At 41.8% G+C, this 6821-nt stretch carries 6 protein-coding genes; all 6 read right to left on the bottom strand.

Annotated features, from left to right (window positions below; genetic code table 11):
• Positions 1–148 precede the first annotated feature (148 nt).
• The gene (locus ACFO6W_RS08230) at positions 149–1684 is read right to left on the bottom strand and encodes a 4Fe-4S dicluster domain-containing protein (protein ID WP_379995189.1); all 1536 of its coding nucleotides are present in this window, start codon (positions 1682–1684) and stop codon (positions 149–151) included.
• A 16-nt stretch (positions 1685–1700) separates the two neighbouring features.
• The gene (locus ACFO6W_RS08225) at positions 1701–2639 is read right to left on the bottom strand and encodes a DUF362 domain-containing protein (RefSeq protein ID WP_379995187.1); all 939 of its coding nucleotides are present in this window, start codon (positions 2637–2639) and stop codon (positions 1701–1703) included.
• 38 nt (positions 2640–2677) lie between these two features.
• Positions 2678–4582 carry a TonB-dependent receptor plug domain-containing protein gene (locus tag ACFO6W_RS08220; RefSeq protein ID WP_379995185.1) on the bottom strand — a complete coding sequence of 635 codons (1905 nt, stop codon included), beginning with the start codon at positions 4580–4582 and terminating at the stop codon, positions 2678–2680.
• A 6-nt stretch (positions 4583–4588) separates the two neighbouring features.
• The gene (locus tag ACFO6W_RS08215) at positions 4589–4987 is read right to left on the bottom strand and encodes a phosphoribosyltransferase (protein ID WP_379995183.1); all 399 of its coding nucleotides are present in this window, start codon (positions 4985–4987) and stop codon (positions 4589–4591) included.
• Positions 4988–5102: 115 nt separating this feature from the next.
• Entirely contained in the window at positions 5103–5615 is a 513-nt protein-coding gene (locus ACFO6W_RS08210; protein WP_379995181.1) for an ECF transporter S component, read from the bottom strand.
• Between the two features lie 295 nt (positions 5616–5910).
• A complete protein-coding gene (locus tag ACFO6W_RS08205) occupies positions 5911–6756 on the bottom strand; it encodes a helix-turn-helix domain-containing protein (RefSeq protein ID WP_379995179.1) in 846 nt (281 codons plus the stop codon).
• Between the last annotated feature and the right edge of the window lie 65 nt (positions 6757–6821).

Raw genomic sequence — 6821 nt, 5'->3', positions numbered from 1 at the left:
ATATCAAATGATTATATAAAAAAATAGTCGGAAGATATTTCTTCCGACCACTCCTGGCCGGATGGCCGGCTTTATTTTAGTTTGCAATATTCTTGATAAATAAGGGGTCTGCCTTATGTATTTTTAGAAATAGCTATAAGCGGGATAATCAGAACCCGAAATCGTCAACCTTAACTTCTTCCTTCTTCTCAACTTCGAATTCTTTCCTCTTTTGATGAATGATATTACCTTCTACAAAAATCGCCCGGTTAGGTCGTACCGGACAGATAAATTCACAACCGCCACATCCTACACAAATGTCCGGTGTGATGTGCGGTATGGTAAGTCCTTCATGGCCCTCATACGGAACCATCGTTACAGCCTGTGTCGGACAATGCTCGGCACAAGCCCCGCAATTGGTTTCTTCTACATGCACCACACAAATATCTTCGACAAAATGCACGCGTCCGATCTGTGTCATATGTTTCTCTTCCATTGTCAATGGAAGCAATGCCTGATTGGGACATACATCTGCGCATACTGTACAGTTATAGTTGCAGAAACCTTTTTCGTAAGTCATCACAGGTTGCATAATCCCCCCGATGCCATACTCCATAAAGGCCGGCTTGATTACTCTTGACGGACAACGACTTATACAAAGATGACACGATGTACAGCGATGCAGCAGATGTTCTGCGCTTTTTGCCCCCGGCGGGCATATAGGATTCTGCCGTGTAGGGACTTTGCCGTCTGTAATAATCTCTACTATTTTTTCTTGCGCCAGTACAGCGGGTACAGATACAGCGGTTGTTATCGCTGTAGCCAGAAACTGCCTTTTTCCCGAATCGGCTGTTTTTTCGATCTTGGTATCTGCTGCTCTCTTCATGTAAGGTGTGTATTTTAGAGCATTCCGGGAACAGCTGTCGAGGCAATTGAAACAATCTACACAGCGGCTATGGTCTACAGTGTGATTTTTACTGTCTATACACGAGGCCTTGCACTTCATGGCACACGAGCCGCAACTGTTGCACAGGCTGTCGTCTATTTGTACCTTGAATAATGAGAATTTACTGATAAAGCCCAGTACAGTTCCGACAGGACATATCGTATTACAAAACGTGCGTCCGTATTTCCAAGCAAAGAAACCTATGCCAAGGAAAGTGAGAATAGCAATAATGAAAGAGAATATGCTTAGTATTGCGACTTCCATTTTGTAGAATGTATAATTGCCAAAACTGGTAAAGACAGACTCCAGCACATTATTCCCGGCCATGTAAACTGGCTTGAAGACATTACTGATAATACGTCCGTAGGCGCTGTAAGGGTCTACCAAGCCTAATAAGACAGGATAGCCCGCAAAGAATGCAATGAGGACGACTACTATTACCGACCATCTGAGTATATTCTTGGCCTTACTGTACTTATATCTTTTTTTCTTCCTGGCTGTTTTTTTCGATAGCCATGCCACTATATCCTGATAGACACCCATCGGGCAGATGGAAGAACAATATACCCGCCCGAATAATAGAGTCAATATAATAAGTACAGTCAATATAATAAAGCTACTTCCCAGTATTGCCGGAATAAACTGTATGTGCGCCAGTGCATGAAACTGGTCAGGCATCAGGGCTGCAAAATCAAGGAAATAGAACGTTATCAGGGTGAATAAGATGATAGATACACCCACTCGTAGTTTTTTTAGCATTGTCGATCTTTATGAATTATATTTTTATCCTCTTGATGTTCAGTTTGTCTATGTCCATCGTTCCAAGCTTATGGGATTGTCCTCCCGCTATGTGGCCTACATGGTCGAGAGGCATTGCCCGCACCTGGCCGAAGAATTTGGCGGCTGCCGTATCTACTGCTACGATATCCTGAGAAATAAAAAGCCCCTTCGGATTTGCCACATCGGCAGTCGAACGTCCTTGCGGGCCGTTTGTTTTCACTATCCTGTATGCGTCTACAATATTGAGAACAGGTTTTTTCGAATATGTACATACATCGGCTATACACTGCTGCAAATCGGTGCTGTGGAAAATACGCCTGTCCCAGACGATACCCATATAGTTTTTCATGGAAATTGTCAGGTTGGCTCCTCCATGATGTTTCAGTACAGGAAGGTTTATCCAGGCATCACAATCGACGATAGCCTGATGTATCTTTGCGCTTTTCAGTTTCTTTCCCTGTGGGAGGGCAACCTCACGATAGTATGATTCTTCGTGTGCAGGGACTACTTTTGCTCCGGCGGCTTTAGCTGCGGCTTCAATTCCACTGTTTTTATAGCACTTGATCCAGTCGTCGCAGGTATGGTCGAATACAACCACTTCTTTTGCGCCGGCCGACAGGCACTGACGGACAACTTCGCTTACCAGTTTCGGATTGGTATTTCCTGATTGTTCGGGAGTCTTATCCCATCCGATATTCGGCTTCACGACTACTTTCCATCCTTTTTTGATGAATTTGCCCATGCCACCCATCTCTGTTATAGCGCGCCTGAACATAACCTCAGGCTCACCGCCCATGACGGCAACCATATCCACGGCAGCAGCCGATTCGGAACTAATGAGCTTCTCTGATAGTATATCTATGTTTCCGCTAGCCTTAATAGTGGCTGCGGCCCCCGTGAGCGCTATCGCTCTTAAAAAATTACGTCTATCCATAACCAATTTTTCACTTTATTTATTTTTACCTTTAATTCTTAGAATTTAAAATTGACGCCACCGAATACTGTTGCCCGTGGCATCGGATAACCTGCATTTATTTCGTATTCCTGTGCTAACAGGTTTTCACCTTTTGTGAATATTTCGACAGTTGTTATCGGTTTATAAGCAATTCTTATATTCCAAAGGGTAAATGTATCCTTTATCTCAGGCATGGCGTTTTTTGCATCGGCTAGCTGGGTATAGAGGTTACGTATAAACTGTACTCCTGTCGATAAATCCCATTTATCTTTCGAATAATTTATCCCGGCATATAATTTATGTTCCGGTGATGCAACTACTTTATTTTCCATATGCAACCAGCTATAATTAGCCGACAGGCTCAAATACGGATTAAACTGATAGCGAGTAGCAAATTCGAGTCCGTAATTTTCTATTTCCCCTGTATTCATATATATCATACCCGTTCCTGCTTCTTTCGGTACGGTTATTATGCTGTTGTCACCTTTGATGTAATACAGGCTCAAGTCGAGGCTTAATGCCTTGTTTAGCATTTTGTGCGATGCCGATAATTCATAATTCATCAGTTTTTCCGGTTTCAAACCGGGATTCTGTGTCGGGAACATAAACATCTCACGAATGGTAGGATTACGGAATCCTTTGCTTACAATCCCTTTCAATACCGTGTTGTCGGATGCTATGTAGCTGAGTCCGAACTGGGGAATCCATTCATTTCCGGTATAAGCATGGTGGTCGAATCTTATTCCTGCATTCAGCACCAGTTTATTGATAAGGATTTGCTGGAAGTTCAGGTAACCTGCGACTTCATTAAAACTTTTATCTATAATCTGAGCGTCTTCCCGTTCGTCGAGGTACCTGTTCCATGCATGGCCTCCGAAATGCTGGTAATCTATACCGGCAGTTGTCTGATTACCATCGAAAAAACTGTATGTCTGGAAGAATGTTACGCCTAACATTCTGTCGTTCGAGCGGAATCTGAAATCTTTAGGCTGTGCATCCGCCTTGTATCCGTCATTTATGTTATGTGCCCCGAAGTTGTAAAAGAACTTCAATGCTCCGGATGTTTTATCATAACTGTTTTCCAGAGAAAAAGACGTTACCCCGCGGGTAATTTTCGAATCGTTATCTATCATAGGAGCGGATTCGGTTCCCGGATTGGCTGCGTCGAATTTTGTCAAATCCAGATCTGCAAAGCTTTTCCAGTTGGGCGTGAAATCATATCCGATTTTAGTATAGCCGCTATACTGGTCGAAATCCGAGTTTAGCCTGTGCCCGTCGGTATGATTGTAACTCAACGAGACATAGCTGTTGAACTTTCCGGAACGTACAGCATTATTAACCTCCGTGCTTAATGTATTGTATGAGCCGTACATGGTTCGGACACCTGTTTGTACTCCGTCTCGCTTTTGTTTCTTAGTAATTATATTTATAACGCCCCCCATTGCATTAGAACCATAAAGGACAGAGGCCGGACCACGCACAACTTCAACACGTTCGGCCATCAGCGACTGATATGAATCGGCCAGCGGATGACCCATTAATCCCATATATTGCGGATGCCCGTCTATGAGCATCAGTACCTGCCCTGTCGGACTTCCGCCGATACCACGTATGGTCATTCCTCCCGCTGCTCCATTGGAAACGCCATAACCCATAACTCCCCGCGATGTGATGAACAATCCCGGCACTTCTTCTGTAATAATAGGTAATAATGACGGTTCGAAACGGTTCTCTATCTGTTTACTTCCTACAATTGTAATACTCATAGGCAGGTTGTTAACACTTACTGCCGGACGGCTGCCTGTGACTATAACTTCTCCTAACTGAACAGAATCACGGATTGGGGCATCGGGAGTTTCGTCTGCATAGATATTCGGCAAAGACAGCAACAACGATGCAATAACACACAATGTTTTTTGCATAAATTTTTATAATAGCCAGGGGAACTTGAAGCAGGTTTCATCGTACAATGAATAGTCTGCTTTTCCGTTGACTGCAAATGTTTTTATTTGTTTGGCTCCTTTCAGAAGTTCACATGCTTTAGTGAGGGATGCACCTGTTTTTACACGGTCTTCTACCAGCAGGATCGTTTTGTCCTTAAAGTCGAAGTCTATCGGTGCCATCAATTGCGGGCTGTCGTAGATTGGTTTCTGATTGCTGTCCCTCAGATTGATTTTTAATAGTTGTATTTCAATCCCGAGCCGTTGATTAAGTATTGCCGCAGGTATTATCCCCCCGTTGGCAATAGCCACAATCATATCGAACTCTTCGGAAAAAGATATTGCGCGGAACCGCTCCAATACTTCTTCGAATGTTTTATCATACATATGATTTGGATTTCAGGATTTCGAAATTTCAAGTTTCCAGAATATATTATTCTCAGTATAATTATATTCTAATCTTCAAACTTGAAATTTTGAAATCTTGAGATTATATATATTATCAGAGTTTAGCAATAGCTTTCAGTACGGCATATCCGCCAAATATCTGAATTAACATACCCGGTATGCCAATGCGGAAATCCTGCACAGCTACGAAGAAATCTTTTACAATCGCCCATTCAGCAAATGTACCTGCTACCTGATAAGCCAATACAGCGCCAACGATGGCCAATAAAGAAACTTTATCGGAGCGGTGAGCAGCATATGCGGCAGCAGCAGCCAGTAACGACGATTTAATAAGGATGATTGGGAGCACATCTACCGGAGGCATGCCGAATAATACATTATTGGCAAGCGGAGAAAGGATAGCTGTCAGCAACCCTACGCGAAAGCCATATTTGTAGGCGGCAATCAAGGTAAAGAAATAGATAGGCAACCACGTCAAGCCTCCACCGGGAACCAAATGGCAGATTTGAGGAAGAGCTATATTACCGGCGATGAACAGTAGGGCAAACATATATGTTTTAGCCTCTTTGTAGTTGAGAGAATAAAGTTTTACTGTTGTTGTTTCCATAATCAAAGTGAATTAAGTGCGGTGTTTATTATTTATTGAATATACTTTTGTTAAATCAGAAGAAATATACACTTCTCCTTCTTTCTGTTTTTCAGGTTGCTGCTGATAAAAAATGTAATTCCGGTATTTGTTTTACTCTGTACCCATAATATTCAAAACCAATACAATACTATATATTATCTTTGAATTAAGCAAAAAACGTGTTGTTTTTTTTATATCCTTAAGATAGTGTCACGGTAATCAGGGACAAATATAGGTAGAAAGAGAATGGCTTGCTTTGCTTATAGGCTCAAATTTACTTTTCTTGAAAGTCCATTTTATTAGAGGGTGGATATCCGAATTCTTTTTTGAATGCGGTAGAAAAGTGTGAGAGGTTTTTAAATCCTACTTCCTGATATACTTCAGACGGCTTTTGGTTTTTATTTACAATCTGATTATACGCGTCATGTAATCTCTTTTTTACAAGCCATCTGCCCGGAGGTTCATTAAAGATGGATGCAAAATCGCGCTTGAAAGAAGTGAGGCTCCGGCCTGTATAATGGGCAAATTCCTGAAGCGACAGGTCATATTTGTAATTTTTGTTCATGAACTCGGCGAGATCCGTTTTCCATGGTTCAGCAAAATCGAATAAGACACTGGCGAGCGAAGGATCTACTTCTAAAAGGACGAGGGCAGCTTCTTTCAATTTAGTTGTCATCAGTTCGTTGGATGGATATTTTTGCGAATCAAAATACTGTTCCAACGACATAAACAGGCCGGTTAAGAATGGATGTCTGGTAAGCATTGTATAACTTTTATCTTTATTTCCCGTATAAAAGTTGGTGGATATTGGAAATTTAGCTTCAGTCATCAAGGTCTTTAAGAGAGGTGTCCTAAGCTGTAAGAAAAGTCCTTTGAACGGCTCTCCGTTCTTAGTCGGCCGTTTTGTCTTTTTTGCGAGATGATTGCGTTTCATGAATACGGCATCTCCCTTTTTGAAGATGGTGCGTTTTTCTTTTGTCTGCAAAATCATTTCGCCGGAGCATATATATACCAGCATATGGTCTGTGATCATTTCTTCGCAGAGTTTGTCTTTTTCTACACAGCAACAGAAAAAGGTGTCCATGTAATTGTAAATAATCGTATCCGATTGAGTGTTCATGAGGCTAGATTTTTTTGTAAATTAAGAGAATTTATTTTTAATGGCCAAATTATAAAAAGGGTTTG

The sequence above is a fragment of the Dysgonomonas termitidis genome (genome assembly GCF_042654545.1).
GTDB lineage: Bacteria > Bacteroidota > Bacteroidia > Bacteroidales > Dysgonomonadaceae > Dysgonomonas > Dysgonomonas termitidis.
The sequence above is the reverse complement of the archived record's forward strand: the minus strand, read 5'-3'. Positions and strand labels throughout refer to the sequence as shown.